This is a genomic window from Streptomyces sp. NPDC111507 (genome assembly GCF_055638955.1).
The window spans coordinates 53826-71446 of the sequence record NZ_JBVKBU010000015.1 but is presented as its reverse complement, the minus strand read 5'-3'; the positions used below and the strand labels follow the sequence as shown (position 1 = coordinate 71446).

37 protein-coding genes are annotated in these 17621 nt (G+C 68.6%); 29 read left to right on the top strand and 8 right to left on the bottom strand.

Going from position 1 to position 17621, the window contains the following annotated elements:
• Nucleotides 1–108 precede the first annotated feature (108 nt).
• From ACZ7M2_RS40085 to ACZ7M2_RS40075, 3 genes are all read right to left on the bottom strand, one after another.
• Complete coding sequence (locus ACZ7M2_RS40085) at nt 109–534, bottom strand: NUDIX hydrolase (RefSeq protein ID WP_471599506.1); 426 nt, start codon at nt 532–534, stop codon at nt 109–111.
• Nucleotides 531–1163 carry an NUDIX domain-containing protein gene (locus ACZ7M2_RS40080; protein ID WP_471599505.1) on the bottom strand — a complete coding sequence of 211 codons (633 nt, stop codon included), beginning with the start codon at nt 1161–1163 and terminating at the stop codon, nt 531–533. Before ACZ7M2_RS40080 ends, ACZ7M2_RS40085 begins: the two co-directional genes overlap by 4 nt.
• Nucleotides 1164–1342: 179 nt before the next feature.
• On the bottom strand, nt 1343–1540 hold the full coding sequence (locus ACZ7M2_RS40075) for a hypothetical protein (protein WP_471599504.1): 198 nt from the start codon (nt 1538–1540) through the stop codon (nt 1343–1345).
• A 176-nt stretch (nt 1541–1716) separates the two neighbouring features.
• Here ACZ7M2_RS40075 and ACZ7M2_RS40070 point away from each other — a divergent pair, with 176 nt between their 5' ends.
• The 18 genes from ACZ7M2_RS40070 (at nt 1717) to ACZ7M2_RS39985 (ending at nt 11085) form a co-directional block, all read left to right on the top strand.
• A complete protein-coding gene (locus ACZ7M2_RS40070; protein WP_471599503.1) occupies nt 1717–1956 on the top strand; it encodes a hypothetical protein in 240 nt (79 codons plus the stop codon).
• A complete protein-coding gene (locus ACZ7M2_RS40065; protein ID WP_471599502.1) occupies nt 1953–2117 on the top strand; it encodes a hypothetical protein in 165 nt (54 codons plus the stop codon). Before ACZ7M2_RS40070 ends, ACZ7M2_RS40065 begins: the two co-directional genes overlap by 4 nt.
• Nucleotides 2118–2268: 151 nt before the next feature.
• Nucleotides 2269–2439, top strand: a complete 171-nt coding sequence (locus tag ACZ7M2_RS40060) for a hypothetical protein (protein ID WP_471599501.1) — start codon at nt 2269–2271, stop codon at nt 2437–2439.
• Between the two features lie 107 nt (nt 2440–2546).
• Nucleotides 2547–2777, top strand: coding sequence for a hypothetical protein (locus ACZ7M2_RS40055; RefSeq protein WP_471599500.1), 231 nt, complete (start codon nt 2547–2549; stop codon nt 2775–2777).
• Nucleotides 2777–3382, top strand: coding sequence for a DUF6919 domain-containing protein (locus ACZ7M2_RS40050; RefSeq protein ID WP_471599640.1), 606 nt, complete (start codon nt 2777–2779; stop codon nt 3380–3382). The genes ACZ7M2_RS40055 and ACZ7M2_RS40050 overlap by 1 nt, the downstream gene beginning before the upstream one ends.
• Nucleotides 3382–3762 (top strand): RapZ C-terminal domain-containing protein, encoded by a 381-nt coding sequence (locus ACZ7M2_RS40045; RefSeq protein ID WP_471599499.1) that lies wholly within the window; start codon nt 3382–3384, stop codon nt 3760–3762. Before ACZ7M2_RS40050 ends, ACZ7M2_RS40045 begins: the two co-directional genes overlap by 1 nt.
• Nucleotides 3763–3807: 45 nt before the next feature.
• Nucleotides 3808–4002, top strand: a complete 195-nt coding sequence (locus ACZ7M2_RS40040) for a hypothetical protein (RefSeq protein WP_471599498.1) — start codon at nt 3808–3810, stop codon at nt 4000–4002.
• A gap of 35 nt (nt 4003–4037) precedes the next feature.
• On the top strand, nt 4038–4226 hold the full coding sequence (locus ACZ7M2_RS40035) for a hypothetical protein (RefSeq protein ID WP_471599497.1): 189 nt from the start codon (nt 4038–4040) through the stop codon (nt 4224–4226).
• Nucleotides 4227–4309: 83 nt separating this feature from the next.
• The gene (locus ACZ7M2_RS40030) at nt 4310–4507 is read left to right on the top strand and encodes a hypothetical protein (RefSeq protein ID WP_471599496.1); all 198 of its coding nucleotides are present in this window, start codon (nt 4310–4312) and stop codon (nt 4505–4507) included.
• 24 nt (nt 4508–4531) lie between these two features.
• Complete coding sequence (locus tag ACZ7M2_RS40025) at nt 4532–4828, top strand: hypothetical protein (RefSeq protein ID WP_471599495.1); 297 nt, start codon at nt 4532–4534, stop codon at nt 4826–4828.
• A 13-nt stretch (nt 4829–4841) separates the two neighbouring features.
• The gene (locus ACZ7M2_RS40020) at nt 4842–5306 is read left to right on the top strand and encodes a hypothetical protein (RefSeq protein WP_471599494.1); all 465 of its coding nucleotides are present in this window, start codon (nt 4842–4844) and stop codon (nt 5304–5306) included.
• A complete protein-coding gene (locus ACZ7M2_RS40015) occupies nt 5306–5509 on the top strand; it encodes a DUF4236 domain-containing protein (protein ID WP_471599493.1) in 204 nt (67 codons plus the stop codon). The genes ACZ7M2_RS40020 and ACZ7M2_RS40015 overlap by 1 nt, the downstream gene beginning before the upstream one ends.
• A gap of 1 nt (nt 5510) precedes the next feature.
• On the top strand, nt 5511–5720 hold the full coding sequence (locus tag ACZ7M2_RS40010) for a hypothetical protein (protein ID WP_471599492.1): 210 nt from the start codon (nt 5511–5513) through the stop codon (nt 5718–5720).
• Nucleotides 5721–5739: 19 nt separating this feature from the next.
• Entirely contained in the window at nt 5740–7089 is a 1350-nt protein-coding gene (locus ACZ7M2_RS40005; protein WP_471599491.1) for a hypothetical protein, read from the top strand.
• The gene (locus ACZ7M2_RS40000; protein WP_471599490.1) at nt 7086–9089 is read left to right on the top strand and encodes a hypothetical protein; all 2004 of its coding nucleotides are present in this window, start codon (nt 7086–7088) and stop codon (nt 9087–9089) included. Before ACZ7M2_RS40005 ends, ACZ7M2_RS40000 begins: the two co-directional genes overlap by 4 nt.
• Nucleotides 9090–9296: 207 nt before the next feature.
• A complete protein-coding gene (locus ACZ7M2_RS39995; protein ID WP_471599489.1) occupies nt 9297–10073 on the top strand; it encodes a hypothetical protein in 777 nt (258 codons plus the stop codon).
• The gene (locus ACZ7M2_RS39990) at nt 10073–10579 is read left to right on the top strand and encodes a DUF6197 family protein (protein ID WP_471599488.1); all 507 of its coding nucleotides are present in this window, start codon (nt 10073–10075) and stop codon (nt 10577–10579) included. Before ACZ7M2_RS39995 ends, ACZ7M2_RS39990 begins: the two co-directional genes overlap by 1 nt.
• Before the next feature lie 80 nt (nt 10580–10659).
• Entirely contained in the window at nt 10660–11085 is a 426-nt protein-coding gene (locus ACZ7M2_RS39985; protein ID WP_471599487.1) for a hypothetical protein, read from the top strand.
• Here the strand turns inward: ACZ7M2_RS39985 and ACZ7M2_RS39980 are convergent, their stop codons facing one another.
• The 3 genes from ACZ7M2_RS39980 to ACZ7M2_RS39970 form a co-directional block, all read right to left on the bottom strand.
• Nucleotides 11086–11286 (bottom strand): hypothetical protein, encoded by a 201-nt coding sequence (locus ACZ7M2_RS39980; RefSeq protein WP_471599486.1) that lies wholly within the window; start codon nt 11284–11286, stop codon nt 11086–11088. It abuts the gene before it with no gap.
• Nucleotides 11287–11499: 213 nt separating this feature from the next.
• Complete coding sequence (locus ACZ7M2_RS39975; RefSeq protein WP_471599485.1) at nt 11500–11694, bottom strand: hypothetical protein; 195 nt, start codon at nt 11692–11694, stop codon at nt 11500–11502.
• Entirely contained in the window at nt 11691–11996 is a 306-nt protein-coding gene (locus ACZ7M2_RS39970; RefSeq protein ID WP_471599484.1) for a hypothetical protein, read from the bottom strand. Before ACZ7M2_RS39970 ends, ACZ7M2_RS39975 begins: the two co-directional genes overlap by 4 nt.
• A 107-nt stretch (nt 11997–12103) precedes the next feature.
• Here ACZ7M2_RS39970 and ACZ7M2_RS39965 point away from each other — a divergent pair, with 107 nt between their 5' ends.
• From ACZ7M2_RS39965 to ACZ7M2_RS39925, 9 genes are read left to right on the top strand one after another with little or no spacing between them, the layout of a single operon-like run.
• The gene (locus ACZ7M2_RS39965; RefSeq protein WP_471599483.1) at nt 12104–12442 is read left to right on the top strand and encodes a hypothetical protein; all 339 of its coding nucleotides are present in this window, start codon (nt 12104–12106) and stop codon (nt 12440–12442) included.
• 11 nt (nt 12443–12453) lie between these two features.
• Nucleotides 12454–12576 carry a hypothetical protein gene (locus ACZ7M2_RS39960; RefSeq protein WP_471599482.1) on the top strand — a complete coding sequence of 41 codons (123 nt, stop codon included), beginning with the start codon at nt 12454–12456 and terminating at the stop codon, nt 12574–12576.
• Between the two features lie 11 nt (nt 12577–12587).
• Nucleotides 12588–12857: a hypothetical protein gene (locus ACZ7M2_RS39955; RefSeq protein ID WP_471599481.1), complete on the top strand. Its 270-nt coding sequence runs from the start codon at nt 12588–12590 to the stop codon at nt 12855–12857.
• Nucleotides 12854–13279 carry a hypothetical protein gene (locus ACZ7M2_RS39950; protein WP_471599480.1) on the top strand — a complete coding sequence of 142 codons (426 nt, stop codon included), beginning with the start codon at nt 12854–12856 and terminating at the stop codon, nt 13277–13279. Before ACZ7M2_RS39955 ends, ACZ7M2_RS39950 begins: the two co-directional genes overlap by 4 nt.
• On the top strand, nt 13273–13416 hold the full coding sequence (locus tag ACZ7M2_RS39945) for a hypothetical protein (RefSeq protein WP_471599479.1): 144 nt from the start codon (nt 13273–13275) through the stop codon (nt 13414–13416). The genes ACZ7M2_RS39950 and ACZ7M2_RS39945 overlap by 7 nt, the downstream gene beginning before the upstream one ends.
• A 3-nt stretch (nt 13417–13419) precedes the next feature.
• Nucleotides 13420–13776, top strand: coding sequence for a hypothetical protein (locus ACZ7M2_RS39940; protein ID WP_471599478.1), 357 nt, complete (start codon nt 13420–13422; stop codon nt 13774–13776).
• Entirely contained in the window at nt 13770–14030 is a 261-nt protein-coding gene (locus ACZ7M2_RS39935) for a hypothetical protein (protein WP_471599477.1), read from the top strand. Before ACZ7M2_RS39940 ends, ACZ7M2_RS39935 begins: the two co-directional genes overlap by 7 nt.
• The gene (locus tag ACZ7M2_RS39930) at nt 14027–14542 is read left to right on the top strand and encodes a hypothetical protein (protein ID WP_471599476.1); all 516 of its coding nucleotides are present in this window, start codon (nt 14027–14029) and stop codon (nt 14540–14542) included. Before ACZ7M2_RS39935 ends, ACZ7M2_RS39930 begins: the two co-directional genes overlap by 4 nt.
• Entirely contained in the window at nt 14539–14760 is a 222-nt protein-coding gene (locus ACZ7M2_RS39925; RefSeq protein ID WP_471599475.1) for a hypothetical protein, read from the top strand. Before ACZ7M2_RS39930 ends, ACZ7M2_RS39925 begins: the two co-directional genes overlap by 4 nt.
• A gap of 54 nt (nt 14761–14814) precedes the next feature.
• Here ACZ7M2_RS39925 and ACZ7M2_RS39920 read toward each other — a convergent pair whose 3' ends face one another.
• Nucleotides 14815–15045, bottom strand: a complete 231-nt coding sequence (locus tag ACZ7M2_RS39920; RefSeq protein ID WP_471599474.1) for a hypothetical protein — start codon at nt 15043–15045, stop codon at nt 14815–14817.
• A gap of 49 nt (nt 15046–15094) precedes the next feature.
• The gene (locus ACZ7M2_RS39915; RefSeq protein ID WP_471599473.1) at nt 15095–15289 is read right to left on the bottom strand and encodes a DUF7218 family protein; all 195 of its coding nucleotides are present in this window, start codon (nt 15287–15289) and stop codon (nt 15095–15097) included.
• A gap of 199 nt (nt 15290–15488) precedes the next feature.
• On the opposite strand from ACZ7M2_RS39915, the gene ACZ7M2_RS39910 reads away from it, so the two are divergent.
• Complete coding sequence (locus ACZ7M2_RS39910; protein WP_471599472.1) at nt 15489–16040, top strand: hypothetical protein; 552 nt, start codon at nt 15489–15491, stop codon at nt 16038–16040.
• Complete coding sequence (locus ACZ7M2_RS39905; protein WP_471599471.1) at nt 16037–17617, top strand: hypothetical protein; 1581 nt, start codon at nt 16037–16039, stop codon at nt 17615–17617. Before ACZ7M2_RS39910 ends, ACZ7M2_RS39905 begins: the two co-directional genes overlap by 4 nt.
• The last annotated feature ends 4 nt before the right edge of the window (nt 17618–17621 follow it).

The following is a 17621-nucleotide window of genomic DNA, read 5'->3' as shown; positions in this document are numbered from 1 at the left end:
CCTCGGCCGTTCGCTTGTGGGGGTGCCAGGGTTTCCGGCGCGGCGGGATCGGTCCAGCAGCGGTTGGAATTCGGCTGCGTTTGGCCGGACCCGCTTGACGTCTTTCGCTCAGTGCGGCAGGACCCCGTCGAGGTACTCCTGCACCGGGCCGAACAGGCCGTAGGGCACGTAGTCGGCGATCTCCGCATGCGTGATCCAGGCGACCGCGTCGAGCTCCTCGTCGTCGGCGACCGTGGCCTCACCGTCGACGAGCCTGACCGCGACGTAGTGCATCGGCACCCCAGACTTCGGGTGGACACGATCCCCGAGAACCTTCGCCGCCTCGACCTTCAGCCCGGTCTCCTCGGCGACCTCGCGGACCGCGGCCTCTTCCGGGCTCTCCCCAGTCTCGATGGCGCCGCCGGGGAACACCCAGGAGATCTCACCCTCGGCCGCCCGCCGACGCGCCATCAGCACTTTGCCTTGGTCGACAATGATGGCGACCGACACCGGAGGCTTCTCGGTCTTCTTCTCAGTGCTGGCGTCGGTCGTCATACGGTGGCCTCCAAGGCTTCCAGGATCGGCGGGTAGATGCGGTCTTCGGGGATGTAGCGGGCGAGCTCCTTCACTGGAGCCCACGCCACGGCGACGTTCTCGGAGGAATCTCCGTTGACCGCCTCGCCGTGCACGTAATCGCAGATGAAGTAATCGCAGTAGGCGCGCGTCAAAGGATGAAGCCGTTCACCCAAGTGCTCGCGGACCATGCAATGCACGCCCGTCTCGTCCAGCGTCTCCCGCACCGCAACCTTCTGCGCAGACCCGCCCGGTTTGACGATGCCAGCCGGGAACTGCCAGGTGATGTCGGTGCCGTCCTGCCTGCAGACGAGGAGCACTTCGCCGCCGCGGCGTACCACCGCGATGGCCACGCGCAGCGCCTGGGCTTCGACTTGCCCGGCTGCTACGCGCGATAGATGGATGAACTTCCGGCGCACCGCATCACCTGCCCTCTCGAATGCCGTCGTAAGGATCCGCTGAGTCTCCAGCTGGGGAACCATTTCGGGGTGGGCGCGCCATGCCGCAATGGTCCTTACTGAGACGCCTAGATACTCCGCGAATTCTTCGTGCGTCTTTTGGAATGCTTCCTGTAGCCGGCTTGCCGTTCGGCCGGTCCACTGGTCGTCCACTATCGGCCCCCTGGCCGTTCGCGTGGGGTCTTCTGCACTGGCACTGCATGATCACTGCAAGGTGGCTGCATGATCACTTCATGCGGGCTGCGGCCGACCGCATGGAGGTGACGTTGCGGTGCGCGTTGACTCGACGGCATGAGCAACTCCCTCCCCGCGCGGTCTGCGATGACAGTCCGCTACGCCGACTTCTCGGCAGGCTGTGGCGCCGGCCGCGTCGGCAGCTCGTCCGTGTCGTGGACGAGCCAGCTCAAGAACGCGCAGATGTACGTGTTCATGTCGGAGCCCACCGAGGCCACGCCGGTCTGCGCCCGGGCGTACAGCTCAGGGTCGGGCCGGAATGTGCGCGCGCTGTTTCTGTGGACTCCATGGGGCATGGCGAAATCTTCGCACGGTGGATTGCCACCGGTCCATAGGACGGTCTATGTTGGTGGAGTGCCACCAGGGCAAGGCGTCTTCCACCGCCTTCGCCTTGGAATGCAGAACGGCCCCGTCACGGGCTTCCACACACCGCGACGAGGCCTGACCACACAGGTTCTGTAAGGAGACCCTGATGGCTGGAACGCAGCTTACCGGTGCGCCCGAGCGCACCAGCATCGCCCGTACCACCGCTCCGCTCCCGCCGGCCGCCGTCGAGGCTCTGGCCCGCTACCAGGCCGCCGCCACCCACTACCAGCAGCTCGCCGCGCACGGCGACTACGAGGGCTGCGAGTACGTCCGCGACGAGATGACGATGTGCCGCTGCCAGCTCGCCGATGTCGGCCGCCTCGACCTGATCGAGGTGGCGTCGTGACCGCCCGCGAGGTTCTCGCCTCCACCGAGGCCGGGCATCCGCGCGGTTCGTGGCCGGCGGAGGAGCAGGCGCAGCAGTTCCGCGACCAGGGCATCCCGGCCACGGTCGTCCAGGACATCGACAGCGACCGGTTCCTCGTCGTGAAGACGGGGGAGCAGTGATGGCCGCCCTCACGACTGCTGCTGGTGCCCCAGTTTCGGTCCGCGACGATGATTCGCTCGGCAGCCCGCTCCGGATCGCATTGTGTTCGGGCTGCAGCGGTAGCCGGTACGCCCACCGCGGGGACACCGACCGTGTCGCCCAGGTTGAGGCGTGGGCCATCCAGCACGCCGGCGCATGCACGGCACGGCCGTGGCCGGCGGTGACGTCATGACCGAGCAGGAAGCCGCTGACGCTCTCGCTCAGCAGCGTATTGCCGAAGCCACGGCCGCCGCGCTGGCCGCCGAGGCTGCACGACAGCTCCTCGCCCAGCAGCAGCGCTAACCCCAAGAACCGCCGCGGCGCGGACACCAACCCCCCCGTCTCGCGTCGCGGTGCCCCACCTCTGCACTACCTCTCCCATTCCGTTGATCCACGTGAAAGGCACCCCCATGTCTCCGTTCCTGTTCTCCGCCGACTTTGCCGCTACCGAGATCGGCCGTCGGGCCCGCGCCAACACGACCGTGGCCGAGGCGACCGTCTTGAGCATCAGCGACTTGTTCGGCGAGTACGCCAAGGCCCGCGGGTCAGGTGATCTGGCCCGCATGCGGCAGATCCGTCTCGCCGCCGACTCGCAGCTTCTCGCCGAGCTGGACGGCTTCGACTACCCGGCCGCCGCGTGATGTTCGGCCGCTGGCGGAAGGCGCGCGCCGACCGGAAGCAGTGGGCGCAGGCCGAGACGGTCGCCGAGCTGGGCGAGTTGGTGGCCCGCTGGCTGGAGGGCGATCTGTCCTCGTGGCCCGGCTATGCCGTTGGATGCGGGCCCGACGACGAGACGACGGACCTGATCCCGACTCTCGCCGCCGTGAACCGTGCCGGATTCGTCACCGAGCAGTCGCAGCCCGGCCGCGAGGGGATCGGATTCGACGGGGCGTGGTGGCGGCAGTCCGCGGCGGTGACCGGTTTCGTCGCCGACGAGCGGCTACTGGCCCGCATCCGCAAGGCCGGCGAGTCTGCCGGACTGCTCGTGATGCTCCACCACCCCGACCTTGGCCTGTGGTCGCACGGGACTGCGGTGACGTGGCGCGGCGGCCAGCCGTGTACCTGGTTCGGCGCCGAGTTGTCGCCCTGCGACCTGCGGTTCATCTGGCAGGGGCTCGGCCCGGTCGCGCTCGACGCGGTCGTGGATGCCTGGCAGGTCACCGTGATCGATCCCGAGTACGACCGCAACGACCGGCTGTGGACCGCGCTCGAGACCGCCATCACTCACCAGTCGGCTGCCGCGTGATGGCCGTCGTGGAGATCGTGTCCTTCGGCTACCTGCACGCCGAGGCGCCGGAAGCCGACGTTGTCCTCGATCTGCGGCGGGCGTTCCGTGACCCGCACGTCGACCCGGCGCTGCGGCAGTTGACCGGCCGCGACCGGCCCGTTCGGCGGGCCGTACTCCGTACTGGCGGGGTTCGCGCCCTGCTGCGGGCCACCGTCCGGCAGGTCGCCGCCTACGCGTCCGGCCCGTCCGTCGACCGGATCGTCATCGGCTCCGGCTGCGCAGGCGGCAGGCACCGCTCCGTGGTCGTCGCCGAGAAGCTCGCCCGCCGACTCCGGCGCCGCGGCCACGCCGTGACCGTCCAGCACCGCGACATCCGTCGCCCAGTTGTACAGCGCTGAACAGACCAACAACCAACCAATGCGCAATCAACCCAGGAGGAACAAATGAGCACCCACCACACGAACCGCGACTACAGCAACCACAGCGCCGACCAGCTGCGCGAGGCGGCCCAGCGCATCAGCTCGGACCTCGCCCGGGAGCAGGAGATGGCGGGCGACGGAGGCGTGCGACCGGAAGCCGTCCAGCAGTCGCAGGACCTGCAGCAGTGGATGCGCAACGAGGCAAGCCGTCGCAGTTAGGACCAACCCACACCCGCATCCCTGAAGGAGAAGCAATGACGATCAAGAAGCGCGACCAGGTGACCGTCGTGTCCAGCCCGGATGCGCCCGGTCTGGTCGGTCGGACCGGCGAGGCGTGGCCGACGGGCGACGGGCGGGTGGAGGTCGACGGCCTTCGTGATCCGCAGGTCGACCTGGCGCTCGGCCTGCCGACGTTCACCGACGACCAGCTGCGCAAGGCCTGACGGTTGCCCGCCGGGACCGTCTCGCACGGTCCCGGTTGAGGGGAGTCGCATCAGCCCTCCAACGCCCATCCGAGGAGAACCGCATGCCGAAGTTCAACATCGTCGCGAAGGTCACCGGCCGCGACGGCGCCACCCGCGAAGTCACCGGCACCGTCGAGCAGTCCAGCCCCATGTACACGCACGACAGGGCCCGCGCCGACGCCGCCACCCAGCTCGGCAAGACCGTCAAGCCCGGCGAGAAGGTCGACACCGACAACATCCAGGTCCGCTACTCCCGCTGACCCCACCCCTGAGAGGAGCCCATCGTGCACGCCTATCTGATCACTGCGAAGCCTGGCCGGCTGGCCCGTGCCGCCGCTTGGGCGGGCCGGTGGACGGTGCGGCTCCTCGCCCTGGCGGTGATGGTCGGGCTCGGGGCGGTCGTGTTCCCGCTGCGTGCCGCCCGACCGGTCCTCAACTACGTGGCGACCCGGGCCGCCTGGCTGGAGCTGTGGGCCGCGTCGGTGACCGGGATCGGCCCGGTTGGGGCGGCTGTCGGCTCCGGGTTGACCGACGAGTTCATCCGCGAATTCCACAAGGCGCGCACCAGCGCGCCCGCCTAGAGAGGAGCACCGCATGTTCCGCAAGCCCCGATGGTCGGTGACCTGGCCGACGCGCCCGAACGGCGTCTATACCCAGCTGGTCCGCGCCGACGACCCGGCCGACGCCGTGCGTATGGCTGCCGAACAGGAACTGCCGGTCAGTGAAGGCTGGTCGATCGCGTTCGACTACGAGCCCGAGGTGTGGCGGCTGCTGCACCCGTACCGGACGCGCTCCCACCGCGCGGCGGGACCGGACTACGGCGGCGCCGAGGGCACCGCTGAGGCTTTCGCGCCGATGCCGCTGGACCTAGCCGAGACCGCCGACCAGGTCGTGTCTGCCGTTCGTGTCGGCAACGCCCTCAATCACAGTGCGGGTCAGATCGGCGCCGCGATCGGCCAGATCGTGGGCTGGATGCGGCCGGAGGACGTCGAGGCAGTCCTGTTCTACGTCGCAGCCGAGACCCGGGAGATCAACGCGTTCACGAGCGGGGAGTTCTGATGCCGATCACGTTCCGCAAGAGCTTCCGGATCCTGCCCGGGGTCCGCCTCAACATCAACCGGCGTTCCTGGTCGGTGACGACCGGGTTCCGCAACGGGCCGAAGCACACGCGCAGTTCCACCGGCCGCCGCACCACGTCGATGAACCTTCCCGGCGGCTTCGGCTGGCGCAAGACCACCACCCGACGCAACCGAGGGGACTGACGTGCGGATCCTCGACTACCTCAACCGCCGCTACACGGTGCGCGAGTCCTTCACCCTCCTGATCCCCGCCGTGGCCGTCGTCCTCGGCGCCCTACTCGGCCTCACCGCCCTCGGCATCGCCCGGCCGGTCGCGGCCCTGATGTCCCTCACCGTCGCCCTCGGCGTGTACTTCGCCACTGCCGCCGTCATCGACCGCCGCACCCGCGGCTGACCCGAAAGGACCGAACGTCATGACCGCCAGCCCGCCCAAGGCCAACGGCAGCACCAGGCCGCGCACCGTGCAGTTCGCGGACTGGCGTATCGCCACACCCCCCGAGGAACAGCGCACCCCCCAGCCCGAACCGGCACCCGACGCCGAGCCGAAGATCGACCTGGTCGCCGCCGCGGAGGCCGCCGCGATCCGCGCCCGCAGCGAAGCCGAGGTTGAGCAGGCGCGGCTCATCGCCGAGGCGGAAGCCGACGCGATCCGCACCAAGGCCGTGGAATCCGCCAGGCGGATGAAGCTCGGCAACGACAAGCAGGAACGTCAGGCCCGCGAGGAGGACGCCGCGTCCGAGGCGCGCATCGCCGCGTCCAACCTCAAGCGCGACGAGTCCGACCGGGCTCGCGAGAAGGCGCGCGAACAGGACGAAGCCGAACAGGTCTCCGCCGCCGCACAGGACAAGAGGCGAGGGAAGTCCGCCAAGTCGTGGCGGAACGCGGCCCTCGGATTCGCGATCGCCTGCGCCATCGTGGCACTGCCCGTACAGATGTCCGCGTTCTACAACCCGCACGCCCGATGGCTGCTTGCCGCCCCCGTGATGCTGGAAGGCGGCGCCTGGGTCGTACTCCGCGGTGCTGCCGCTGCGGTCGACGATCACCGGCCGCACTGGCACTACCGGCTCATCGCCTGGCTGCTGGCATTCGTCGCCGCCGCGGTGAACCTGTCGCACGGTCTCTCTCACTTCGACCCGGCGACGGCGGTCGGCACAGCATTTGCTTCGCTCGCAGGCCCCGGCGTGTGGGACCTCCACGAGCACGGCCGGATCCGCCGCCGCGACGGTGTCCTCACCCGCCGGGAGCGCAAGACGAAGAAGCGGGATGAGGCCAGGGCCGAGGCCGTGAAGAAGCTTGAGGAGAAGGCGCAGCGCTTCGAGAAGGAAGCCGCTGACAAGGCCGCCGAGGAGGCTCGGCAGGAGTTGCGCGAGACACGGCAGACCGTGTTCGAGGACGTGTGGGATGAGGCCGTGAAGATCGGTGCCGCGCTCGGTAAGGCGCCCGACGATCCGGCCGTGTGGCCGCGCGCCTACCGCAACATCAAGGGCTGCGACCCGGGCGAGTCCATCGAGTCCATCACTGCCCGCCGTACCGCCGAGAAGCGCGTCGAATCGGCCCTCACCGGCACCCCCGTGAACACCCTCAGCAAGACCACGAACGCGCAGCGTGCGATCCAAGTGAACGCGCCTCGGAAGACGTCCTCGTACAAGCCGGTTCCGCCCCGCCGCCGACGCAACGACACGCCCAAGTTCCACCCTGCCGCCCGAGCCCTCGCCGCCGACGCAAAGCGCGAGGCGAACGCCCGCCAGAAGGACCCGTCATGAGCCTCGATGCGAACCCCGAGTTCCCCGCCGACTGGGACCTGACGAAGGTCGTCCCGGGCGAGCTGTACGTGCCCGACGACCTGTCCGGTGAGGACATTGCGCCCGGCATCGTCGTCCCCTACGAGCCGCGCCTGCCCGCCCTGCGCACCGCAGGATCGGCCGCCATGGTCGTCGCCGCGACAACCGGGCGGGCGTGCGGGCTCACCGCCCGCTGGTTCTTCACCGGCGCCCGCGCGGTCGGCTTCCTCGGCTGGCGCTACGTCCGCACCCACGACCTCCAGGAAACCCTCGGCGGTATGTCGAAGGCCTCCGACTGGAACAAGGTCAAACTGGAGCGGCACTCCCGCTGGCGGTTCCTCGGCTGGGCATCGGGCGCCGTCGCCGGGCTGAACCTGGCCGGCTGGTGGGCGCTCGTGAAATTCGGCGGCATGACCGCCGTCGACTGGTCCTGGAAGATCCCGCCCACCTTGACCGTGGCGGTCGCCGCCGCGGCCGTCACCCTGTACGGCCGCTACCGGACCAACCGGCCCGAGCTTGCACCCCAGATGATGATCGCCGACCAGGATGATCCCAACTCGGACGAGCCGTTCCCGCTCGCGCTGGCCCAGTCCCCCGGGCAGATTGGGGACTGCGTCTCGCGGGCGCTCGCCTGGGAAGGTGTCGGCACCCGCGCGGTGCGCGCGCTCGGCTACCGAGGCTGGGGCTGGGAGATCGACGTCATCCTCAAGGGCTCGACGCCCGGCAGGGTGAGCGCGGCGACCGAGCAGCTGGACACGCACTTCGGGATCAAGCATGGCGGAACCCTCATCGACCCCGACCCGCAGGACGCCTCCCACATCGTGCTGCGTCTCGTCACCGCCAACCCGTTCGAAAACATGCCCCGCCCGGCCATCCACGCCCCGAACAGCATCGACATCGCCGACTCGCACAACTTCGGCCGCTGCATGGACGGATCGCCGCTCGATATCGTCCTCGAAGGACAGCGGATCCTCGTTATCGGCGTGTCCGGCTCCGCCAAGTCCACCGGCGTGCTCCGCGACCTGGCCGAGGTCATCACTGCATGCCACAACGCCATCGCCATCGAAATGGACCCGGTCAAGGACGGTCTGCGTGAGTTCGACGGCGCCATGGCCGTACCGCCGATCCGTGGAAGCAAGGCGTGCGAGCAGTGGCTTGACCACCTGGTGAAGATGGCCGGCGGCCGGAACGTCGTCCGTAACCGGCTGGGCATGGGTGACACGTGGGTGGCCACCAAGGAACGCCCGGCGATCTTCGCTCTCGTCGACGAGTTCATCTTCCTCAGCCAGAAGGCCAAGGAGAAGTTCATCGAGCTGCAGCGCATTGGCAAGCAGTCCGGGATCTACGTCGTCGCCGCCGGGCAGGACGCCACCAGCAGCAGCATGGGCGACGCCATTGCCGACACCTTCACCCTGAGCGTCATGCTGGCGTCCCGGCACGACGACATCCCGCTCGTTCTCGGCCGCGGCGCGATCGCCGCCGGCTACCGGCCCGACCGGCTCGTGCCTGCCCAGAACAAGCATCTCAAGAACGATGCGGGCCAGTCCTACATCAAGGGGCCTGGCCTCGACCGGCCGCTGCTCTACGGCTGGAACGAGCACAGCAACGAGGCGATCAAGCGGGCCGTCGCCGATCGCATCGAGGCGGGCCGTCCGTGGTTCGACCGCGACACCCTCGCAGCTGCCGGCCTGCTTCACCTTATGGATGGCGGGGCGGGGGAGAAGCGGATCCCGGGCGACCGGCAGATCGTCTTCGATGCCATCGAGGTCATGGCCGACTCGGGCGTGGAGCGCATCCGCCCCGAGCCCCTCGCGGAAGCCCTCGCCGTACTCAACGAGGAGACCTACGGCGACCTCACGGCGGCCGAGTTGCGGAAGCTGATGAAGGACGTCGGTGTCGGCTCCCCGGTGCCGATCGGCGACATCGACGGCATGAAGAACCCTCGCGGCTACAAGCTCGAAGCCTTGACCGTTCTGACCTGATATGTGCACTGCTCGCGGGGTGCTCGGCACTGCTCGACCGCAGGTCACAGCCGCTCGACCAGGTGCTCGGCGAACTGCTCGCCGAAATGCCGAGCACCCCGCGAGCAGCACTCCGAGCGGCTGTGACCTGCAACGGAGCACCCGCGAGCAGCAGTCGAGCACCTCTCAAACCATCACATACCGACCAACGTCCGAGGAGCCCCGATCATGCCCCCGAAGCGCCAGCCGGCCCGCCGGACTACCCCGGCGAAGCGCCGCAAGCCCGCCGCCCGCAAGCACCCGGCCAGCCGCGTCAAGGTCCCGCGTACCGGCCCGCTGCACCAGCAGATCGGCGCCCGCATGGTGCTCTTCGCCGTCTCCCGTATCGACATCCGCCCCGATACCGTCCAGTCCCGCAAGGACGCCGCCATCCTCCGTGCCACCCACAAGGGCTGCACCGTCTGCAAGGGCAACGGGCAGATCTTCACCAAAGGCAAGGACGGGTCGTTCACCGGATCGAAGCCGTGCCCCGCCAAGCCCACCAAGGAGCGCGCCTCACGCCTTGAGGTCTGGAAGGCCAGCCGGTTCGGCGCCGACAGGAACACCGGTCTCGTCGGCTGGGCCTGCCCCTGCGGCAAGAAGGAGAAGCCCCGCTACCGCGACGCGCGGACGGCCACCAAGGCGCTGCGCACCCACGAGCGGCAGAAGCACGGCGGGACCACCGTCGGCGGCGCCTGGTACGCGCAGACCGCCCAAGCGGCGCCCGAACAGGCCGCACCTCAGATGCCGCCCCCGGTGTCGAAGGTCGTCGCGGACTCCGGCAAGACCGACGAGGAATGGATCAAGCAGAACAAGGCCATGCCCGTCGCCAAAGCCATTGCTGCAGGCAAATGCTGGCAGTGCTCCGGCGACGGAAAGATCTACAGCGCCTTCGGTGGTCAGCAACTCATCGTCGTCTGCGGTGAATGTCAAGGCCGCGGTGCACCGGTCAAGGCTGCCGCCTGATGACCACGCCCACCACGGCCACGAAAGTCGCTGCCCCGGTCGAACTCGACCTGGACACGCGGCTGGTCGAGGTGGGCCTGGTCATGGACGCCCGGTTGGCCCTGGCCAACCTGTCCTTCGAAGTCGACACCGCCCACATCCCTGCCGCCGACCCGATCCCTGAGATCGTCGCGCCGCTGCCGCTCACCCCGACCGCGGCGCCCTGCCCATACCCGACACCCGTCGCCGCCACCCTGCACCGGGCGCGCGTCCGACTCGAGGCCGGCGGCTGGTGTACCGGCCAGCTGCGCGACGAGCAGGGCGCCGCCTGTTTGATCGGAGTCATCCAGCGTTCGGCCGGCAGCCTCAGCGAGGCCGACGACGCATGCATCCTCCTGTTGGAGGCGATCCGGCGGGACTTCCAGGTCGACACCATCGCCAGCTGGAACGACGTACAGCGCGACCCGCGGTTGCCGCTGCTCTACCTCGACCGGGCCGCCGCACTCGCACACGCAAGAACCCTGTGACCGACCAGCGCAACGTCCACAGCAGCACCCGCGGCGTGTGGGCCAAGACCAACAACCAGCAGTAGGAGGACACTCGAGCCATGGGACAGAACCTTCTCTACGCAGCCGCCGAGCTCGTCACCGAGGGGGCGCGGCACGGGTCGCCGTCGATGCTGAAGCGGCGCTTCCGGCAGGACTACGGCGTCGAGATCACATTCGAGGCCGCGCGCGCCATCCTGGTGGAACTCCAGGCCGCAGGCGTCGTCGGCCGAGTCGACCCGGCAACCCACTCGCACCCCGTACTGCTACACCGCGATCAGATCGAAACAGCTGTCACCGAGTGGCAGGCCATCGGGGAGCCCGAGTCGAACAGTCTCTACGAATGCCCGCAATGCTGCCGCGTCGCCCCCTGGACCGACGGGCGGACCCGTAAGCACGGAGACCCTGTCGACGAGTACTGGTGTCAGCACTGTGGTGCCGAAGTCCTCATCGCTATCTGCTCAAAGACCGTGCTGCTCGCCGCCTGATCAGCCAACGCCAGGGCCCCGGCCGCCTTCCTCGGCGGTCGGGGCCTTTGTCGTGCGGGCGGGTACGGCGCGGGCCATCCACCCGTTGCTGATCATGTCGGTGGGCGGCATCTTCTGCCGCAGCCCGAGCGTCAGCAGCAGCCGCAGACCGGCTGCCGTCTCCTGCTCGTCGTCGCCCTGCACCGTGAAACGAAGCGCCATACATGGAGTGTGACGCGGCCGGTGGGGGAGTAGGGCGGGAATCGGGGGATCAGGCGTCGGGCCAGGGCTGTTCATCGTCCGGCGGGCAGGTGCAAAGATCAGACCATTCGGCTACGCCGCATTCGCAGCGGGGGCAGTCGCAGGAGCCGATGCCGTCACCGTATCCGTGGTGCAGGTCGGGTAGACCGCACACGTCGCATCGCTCGCTCACGGCTACTCCTCGTCCGGGCGCACCGAGCCCGCGCCGTGCTCCGAGAGCGCGGCGACCTCAACCCAGTTCGAGCCGTCCCACCAGACTGTCAGCGGTTCATCCGTGTACTTGTCGGCTCCCGTTCGGGTGTTGCCGTCTCCGTCGTCCAGATAAGCCGTCGACTCGCCCCCAAGCTCGGTGCGGTATCTGACCTTCATCCGGCGTCCTCCTCGCTTCCCTCCGGGCGCTCCGGGGTGGTGGTCGTCTTACGGAGGCGGTCGGCGCGCTCCTTGTAGCGCTCGTCGGGCTGAATGCCAGCCTCACGCGCCATCTTTCGCACGTGTGCTGCCGTCCAGTCCGAAGCCTTCGTCACCTCGGTCGGCTTGTGCTGGCCGTCCCGCAGCGCGGCGAGAACCAGTTCCTTCAGGGCGTCGCTCGACTGCTTGAGGCGTTCGGCGTCGCGCTTGCGGCGTGCGCCTGCAGCGGCGATGTCGTCGAGCGTGGGGGATTCGCTTGTCATGAGAACAAGGTACCGCAACTGACTTGCGATGCCGCCCCCTCGTGGGTATGGTTTGAGTTGTGGGCAGCGATAGTCAGTATCGCTACCGATGATCCATAGGGGGATCCGTGATCCGCTCGAACCGCAGCCGCCGCGCCACCGCCAAGGCCCGCGCCATCGCCACCCGCGTCGCGGCCCGTATCGCCCGACGCGGCAACGGCACCCTTGCCAGCCACTGCATCGCGGTCGGCCTCACCCACTCCCAGGCCAGCTCCGTCGCCGGAAGCCTGCGGGACAAGGTCGAGAAGGCTGGAGTCGTCGGCATCGCGGGCCGTGCGTTCCGGAAGGGCGCCGCCCGCCCCTGCACCCGCTACTCGCGTGTCGAGGTTGCCGCGCTCGTCGCCCTGTACCGCCCCCGCAAGCCGGCCTACAAGCTTGCCGCCGCGAAGCTCGCCCTCGCCGCCTGAGGAGGCCTGTGATGCGCACCCAAATATCCGGCCTGTGCCTGCTGCTGACGCTGCTGTTCGTGTGGTGCGCGCTCGCCCCGTACCACGTGCACGCCGTCACCCCGCAGCCCGCAGTCGCCGTCACCACGCCGTAAGGAGCACCGTCATGAGCTTCCCGAAGATCGTCCGCCAGACGCCCGTCAAGCACGGCGACGAGTGGGCCCTGATCGTGTCCACCGTTCAGGTCGGCTTCCGCGCGTACAGCACCACTGTCTTCGACGATACTCCGGACAGGAGGCTCGAAGGCTGGAAGATCGGCGACCGCGCCATCGAGACCACCGCCGAGAAGGCCACCACTCGCGAAGAAGCCATGGACCAGCACCGCGAAGCCCTGTACGCGGCCCGCACCGAGACGCCCAAGGCGCCGCAGTCGTGACCGCCGCGATCCGCGCCGAGTTGGCTGCCCGGGGAATCCACGCCGAGCCGCCCTACGGCTGCCGCTGGTGCGGCATCGAACGTCGTCACCACGGCCGTCGGTGGAAACCCATCATCGGCATGCACCAGTGGATGGAGCCCGATCAGGCGATGATCCTGGAACGGATGATCGCCCGCCGCGCCGCACGCCTCGACGCCGAGCCGACGAAGTACCACGCCGCCACCGGATGGGCCGCGGACTTCACCGGTGAGAGCGCCGACCCGTACTGCGCCGACTGCAAGACCGACGGATGCCGCCAGTGGATGCGCATCCAGACCCGCCTCGACAACCGGCGCATGGAACTGGACGGCATCAACCCAAAGCGCCGCACCAAGAACGCGACCGGCTCTGGCGGTGTTTGGGGAGGCGGTGAGCCTTGGTAGCCACCGACCGCACCGCCGCCCCCATCCCGCCTGCCGAGGTGCCGCCGCCGGTCGAGCCCGGCCCGGCACCCGGCTGGTGGGAGGAAACGGCCGCCGAAGCCGCACGACTTGACCGCCGCTACTGGAATGAGGACTGACCTGTGAACCTGAACCGCGAACCCGCCACCATTGCCCGCAGCGCAGCCGAGGAAATCCGCGCCCTCAACCACCGCACCCTCGGACGCAGCGTCTTCGAAGAGCCCTCCGAGATCTACAGCACCGTGAACGAGCTCAAGCAGACCGTGTGGGGCATGCCGCAGGCCATCGAGCAGATCTGGGGGGAACTCCGCACCATGCGGGACGCCGACGCCATCCGCATGGACAACGGCACCGACGTGAACGAGGAGGCCGAGAAAGGTCGGGTGGAGCTGAACGAAGCCCGCCAACTCCTTGCCCAAGCAGGCGCCGCCCTCGACCGCGCAACCAGCATCCTTGCCCACATGGGAGGTCAATGGTGAGCATCGCCGCCGACCTAAACGTCTGGTTCGGCCCGACCGCCGCCCGCACTCTGACCACCGCAGCACAGCGGGCGGCGGCGCACCGCATCCACCGCATGATCGCCGACACGGCAGGCGACAACGTGGCGACCGCGTGGATGGTCGGGATGAACCCCCACCTCGGGGACGGCTCGCCGCTCGACGTGATCGCCGACGGGCGGGGGCAGGCCGCTGAAGCTGCCGCCCGCGGATATTTGAACGGAGTCTGCACATGACCACCACCGCCTGGCCCTTCGGCACCGACGCCGACGAGAACGACCCGCTCACCAAGCTCCGCATCCCCGTCGTGACCAGCTTCAACCCGATGTGGAAGTACATCGCCGCATACATCGACGTCGACCGGAGCCGCTACAGCTGGGGCAGCCAGGAACGCCCCACCGACGCCGAAGCCGCCATGATCGCCTCGTACATCGACGAGTACATCCACTACTTCCTCGGCGACCGCGAACGGCAGCGCATGCTCAAGCGGCCCCTCGACGTCGAAGGCCGAGTCGTCACACGGGTGTTCGTCAAGTACGGGCCCGACGACTGGGGATACCGCGTCGTCACCTGGCAGTACGGGCCGCTATTCGTTCCCACCGGCCCGAAGGCGCGCGGTGGCGAGCACGAATACACGAAGCACCCCGGTCCGCTGAGCCTGGAGCAGGTCATGGACCTCGACCACAGCATCTACCTGAAGCGCTGGACGGACTGGAAGGCCGCGCACCCCGAGGTGTTCCCGACGTGACCGCGCCCACCCCGACGCTCGCCGACGAGTACCCGATCAAGAACGTCCGCTTCGTCAACGGCCGCACCCACCACCGCACCCGCCGGCCCGTCGATGAGCGGTGGTGGGACCTGCTCGAAGCCGCCTGCGGGAAAACCGGATACCTCTGCCGCGGATACCCGGGCGGGGCGATCCGGGAATGCCGGGGATGCGCGAAGGCTGTCGGCGACGATACGTGAATCGCGAGACCGAGGGCCCGCTCCGACGTCCGGAGCGGGCCCTTTGACGTGCCGTCAGTGCGGGCTGGTTGCCGCCTGGCGCCGCTGCCACCACCGGTAGCCCGCCCGCGGCAGCTCCCAATAGAGCGCCCGCATCAGCCAGTAGCAGCCGTACAGCATCCAGAACATCAACCTGAACATGCCGACGATGACCGCAGCCCCGAGGGCGAAGAACCCGCCCGCAGCTCTACCCGGCGACACCGACACTCTCAGCGGTCCGATCCCGCCCGACAGTCGAACCCCCATCGCAACCCCCTACAAGGCGCACGCACCCCCTGCGTGCAGTCCGGGGATGCTACCGCCGACGACCCCTCGCCTGCCGAGACTTGGCCGCCTTGCGAGCCATGACTGACCTCTGCGGGAAGCTCCGGCCCGCATTCGAGATCTCCGCTGCTCGCGTCTTCGACATGCCCTTCCGGCGCAGGGCGCGATACGTCTTGAAGCGGTTTCGGTAGACGAATCCGTACCGGCCTCCGCGGCTGCTGACCATGGCGCGCCCTCTCGTCGCCTTCAATGGTGCGCCCACCGTGAGGCTTTCGGTAGGGGGATAGCGACTAATGCGCGCCGATGTCCTACGATTCGAAGGTGAAGGTGGTGTCATCCTGAAGAATCATCGGCAGTGAGGGGTGTGAGGTATGGCAGGCGGACCGGCCCCCTACGCAAAGCGGAACACCGCCGAACGCGCCCAGTTGGCCGAGATCGTGTTCGATCTCAAAGCCCGCGGCATGAGCAACGGCGCCATCGACGACCTCACCCAACACCCCGACGGGCCCACCGGCGGCCGACGCATCAGCGCCAGCACCGTCCGAGACCTCATCCGCGAAGAAGGCGCGCGCCGCGTCGACCCGAAGATCGATACCTGGCGTGCCGTCGTCCTCGAACGCATCGAGGCCGCCCTTCCGCGCCTTGACGCCCTCGAGCAGGCCGCACTCAAAGTCCTCGAGCGGCATCACATCACCGTCAACAATGGGCGCGTCATCGTCGTCGACGGCGAACCCCTCCTCGACGACGGACCCGTCCTCCAAGCCATCGACCGCCTCGTCAAAGTTGAAAGCGAGCGGCAGAAGAACACCGCGGCCCTCCGACAGCTGTTCGGCCTCGACGCACCCACCAGGGTCGAAGCAACGGTCACCGAGACCACGCAGCAGGACGTTGCGCTGCAAGAGCTCGTCGCTGAGATGAAGGCGAAGAACGCTGTCGTCGCCGAGACTCTGCGCGCGGACCGGGAGCAGGGCGAGTGACCACCGCCGTCGACCGGCCGCGCCCTGCCGACCCCTATAGCTCGGCGGCAAACGCCTACACGTTCGACTTCGGCGCTTGGGTCAACGGCATCGACGCGCGCCTCCTCGACGGCAGCCCCGAACACCGCGAAGCCCGCATCGAAGCCACCAAGTACGACCCGCTGCTCTTTGCCGTCCTCTACTGCCTGCACCACCTTCGCGACCCCGAAGGCCACGTCACCTTCGCCGACGCCCACCTCGAATGGGTCCGCCTCGCCCGCCAGTGGGCGATCCCGCCGCAGGCCCCCATGGAGCAGCGGGACGCGTTCCTCGCACCACGGGATACCGGCAAGTCGACGTGGATGCTGTTCATTCTGCCCCTGTGGGCGGCAGCGCACGGGCACGTCAAGTTCGCGGCCGTGTTCGCCGACTCCGGGCCGCAGGCGGAAATGCACCTCGGGACGTTCCGCAAAGAGGTCGACGAAAACGCCGCGCTCAGCCGCGACTTCCCGAAGCTGTGCACCGCGGGCCGGCGCCCGTCGGGTGCGTCGGAGTCCGACGCGAAGCACATGGTCATCCGCGGCAACGGGTTTGTGTTCGCTGCGAAGGGCATCGACGCATCCAGCCTCGGCATGAAGGTGGGATCGCAGCGCCCTGACCTGCTACTCCTCGACGATGTGGAACCCGACGAGGCACAGTACTCGGCGTATCAGGCGGACAAGCGGCTGAAGACCGTCACGGACGCCATCCTGCCCCTGAACATCTACGCCCGCGTTGTCCTGTCCGGGACGGTGACAATGCCCGGCAGCGTCACGCATCAACTGGTGAAGTGGGGCAAGGGCGAGCGCTCCGAGTCGAATGCGTGGGTGGGGGAGCAGCAGTTCCGCGTCCACCACCACCTCCCGATCGTCGCCGACGACTACGGGCGCGAACGGTCCATGTGGCCGTCAAAGTGGCCGATCTCCTTCCTGAAGCAGATCGAACACACGCGCAGCTTCCGGAAGAACTACCTCAACGACCCGATGGCCGCCGACGGCGCCTACTGGTCCGAGACCGACTTCACCTACGGCCAGTTCCCGACCGCCCGCACCTACCTGTCCGTTGACGGCGCCGTCACCACGAAACAGAGCTCCGACTTCACGGGCCTGTCCGTCGTCAGCTGGGCGCCCGCCAACGGGACGCACCCTGCCCGCTGCCTGGTCAAGTTCGCGCAGCGCGTCAAGCTCAAGGGCAAGCCGCTACGTGCCCGCATCCTTCAGATCCTGGAGTCCTTCCCCGAAGTCGGCGCCCTCTTGGTCGAGTCGAACCAGGGCGGCGATCTGTGGCTGGAGGTGTTCCACGACCTTCCCGTCAAGGTCGTCACCTTCTCCAACAGCGACAAGAAGGAGACCCGCGCCGAGCGGGCCCTGAACCTGTACCAGCTGATTCCGACCCGCGTGATGCACGCCGAACCCCTCCCCGCCCTGGAGGAGGAGATGGTCGGCTTCCCGAAGGCCCCCAACGACGACCTCGTCGACAGCGTCGGTAACGCGGTCCTGCGGTTCCTGAAGCCCCCTGCCCGCCCGAAGGCCGCAGCGCGGTCCGTGAGCCCGAGGTGATCCA

Coding starts and splice junctions, on each gene's coding strand:
- ACZ7M2_RS40085 (WP_471599506.1), bottom strand. CDS start 534: ATGACGACCGACGCCAGCACTGAGAAGAAGACCGAGAAGCCTCCGGTG.
- ACZ7M2_RS40075 (WP_471599504.1), bottom strand. CDS start 1,540: ATGCCCCATGGAGTCCACAGAAACAGCGCGCGCACATTCCGGCCCGAC.
- ACZ7M2_RS40070 (WP_471599503.1), top strand. CDS start 1,717: ATGGCTGGAACGCAGCTTACCGGTGCGCCCGAGCGCACCAGCATCGCC.
- ACZ7M2_RS40055 (WP_471599500.1), top strand. CDS start 2,547: ATGTCTCCGTTCCTGTTCTCCGCCGACTTTGCCGCTACCGAGATCGGC.
- ACZ7M2_RS40050 (WP_471599640.1), top strand. CDS start 2,777: ATGTTCGGCCGCTGGCGGAAGGCGCGCGCCGACCGGAAGCAGTGGGCG.
- ACZ7M2_RS40045 (WP_471599499.1), top strand. CDS start 3,382: ATGGCCGTCGTGGAGATCGTGTCCTTCGGCTACCTGCACGCCGAGGCG.
- ACZ7M2_RS40040 (WP_471599498.1), top strand. CDS start 3,808: ATGAGCACCCACCACACGAACCGCGACTACAGCAACCACAGCGCCGAC.
- ACZ7M2_RS40035 (WP_471599497.1), top strand. CDS start 4,038: ATGACGATCAAGAAGCGCGACCAGGTGACCGTCGTGTCCAGCCCGGAT.
- ACZ7M2_RS40030 (WP_471599496.1), top strand. CDS start 4,310: ATGCCGAAGTTCAACATCGTCGCGAAGGTCACCGGCCGCGACGGCGCC.
- ACZ7M2_RS40020 (WP_471599494.1), top strand. CDS start 4,842: ATGTTCCGCAAGCCCCGATGGTCGGTGACCTGGCCGACGCGCCCGAAC.
- ACZ7M2_RS40015 (WP_471599493.1), top strand. CDS start 5,306: ATGCCGATCACGTTCCGCAAGAGCTTCCGGATCCTGCCCGGGGTCCGC.
- ACZ7M2_RS40005 (WP_471599491.1), top strand. CDS start 5,740: ATGACCGCCAGCCCGCCCAAGGCCAACGGCAGCACCAGGCCGCGCACC.
- ACZ7M2_RS40000 (WP_471599490.1), top strand. CDS start 7,086: ATGAGCCTCGATGCGAACCCCGAGTTCCCCGCCGACTGGGACCTGACG.
- ACZ7M2_RS39995 (WP_471599489.1), top strand. CDS start 9,297: ATGCCCCCGAAGCGCCAGCCGGCCCGCCGGACTACCCCGGCGAAGCGC.
- ACZ7M2_RS39990 (WP_471599488.1), top strand. CDS start 10,073: ATGACCACGCCCACCACGGCCACGAAAGTCGCTGCCCCGGTCGAACTC.
- ACZ7M2_RS39985 (WP_471599487.1), top strand. CDS start 10,660: ATGGGACAGAACCTTCTCTACGCAGCCGCCGAGCTCGTCACCGAGGGG.
- ACZ7M2_RS39980 (WP_471599486.1), bottom strand. CDS start 11,286: ATGGCGCTTCGTTTCACGGTGCAGGGCGACGACGAGCAGGAGACGGCA.
- ACZ7M2_RS39975 (WP_471599485.1), bottom strand. CDS start 11,694: ATGAAGGTCAGATACCGCACCGAGCTTGGGGGCGAGTCGACGGCTTAT.
- ACZ7M2_RS39970 (WP_471599484.1), bottom strand. CDS start 11,996: ATGACAAGCGAATCCCCCACGCTCGACGACATCGCCGCTGCAGGCGCA.
- ACZ7M2_RS39960 (WP_471599482.1), top strand. CDS start 12,454: ATGCGCACCCAAATATCCGGCCTGTGCCTGCTGCTGACGCTGCTGTTC.
- ACZ7M2_RS39955 (WP_471599481.1), top strand. CDS start 12,588: ATGAGCTTCCCGAAGATCGTCCGCCAGACGCCCGTCAAGCACGGCGAC.
- ACZ7M2_RS39935 (WP_471599477.1), top strand. CDS start 13,770: ATGGTGAGCATCGCCGCCGACCTAAACGTCTGGTTCGGCCCGACCGCC.
- ACZ7M2_RS39930 (WP_471599476.1), top strand. CDS start 14,027: ATGACCACCACCGCCTGGCCCTTCGGCACCGACGCCGACGAGAACGAC.
- ACZ7M2_RS39920 (WP_471599474.1), bottom strand. CDS start 15,045: ATGGGGGTTCGACTGTCGGGCGGGATCGGACCGCTGAGAGTGTCGGTG.
- ACZ7M2_RS39915 (WP_471599473.1), bottom strand. CDS start 15,289: ATGGTCAGCAGCCGCGGAGGCCGGTACGGATTCGTCTACCGAAACCGC.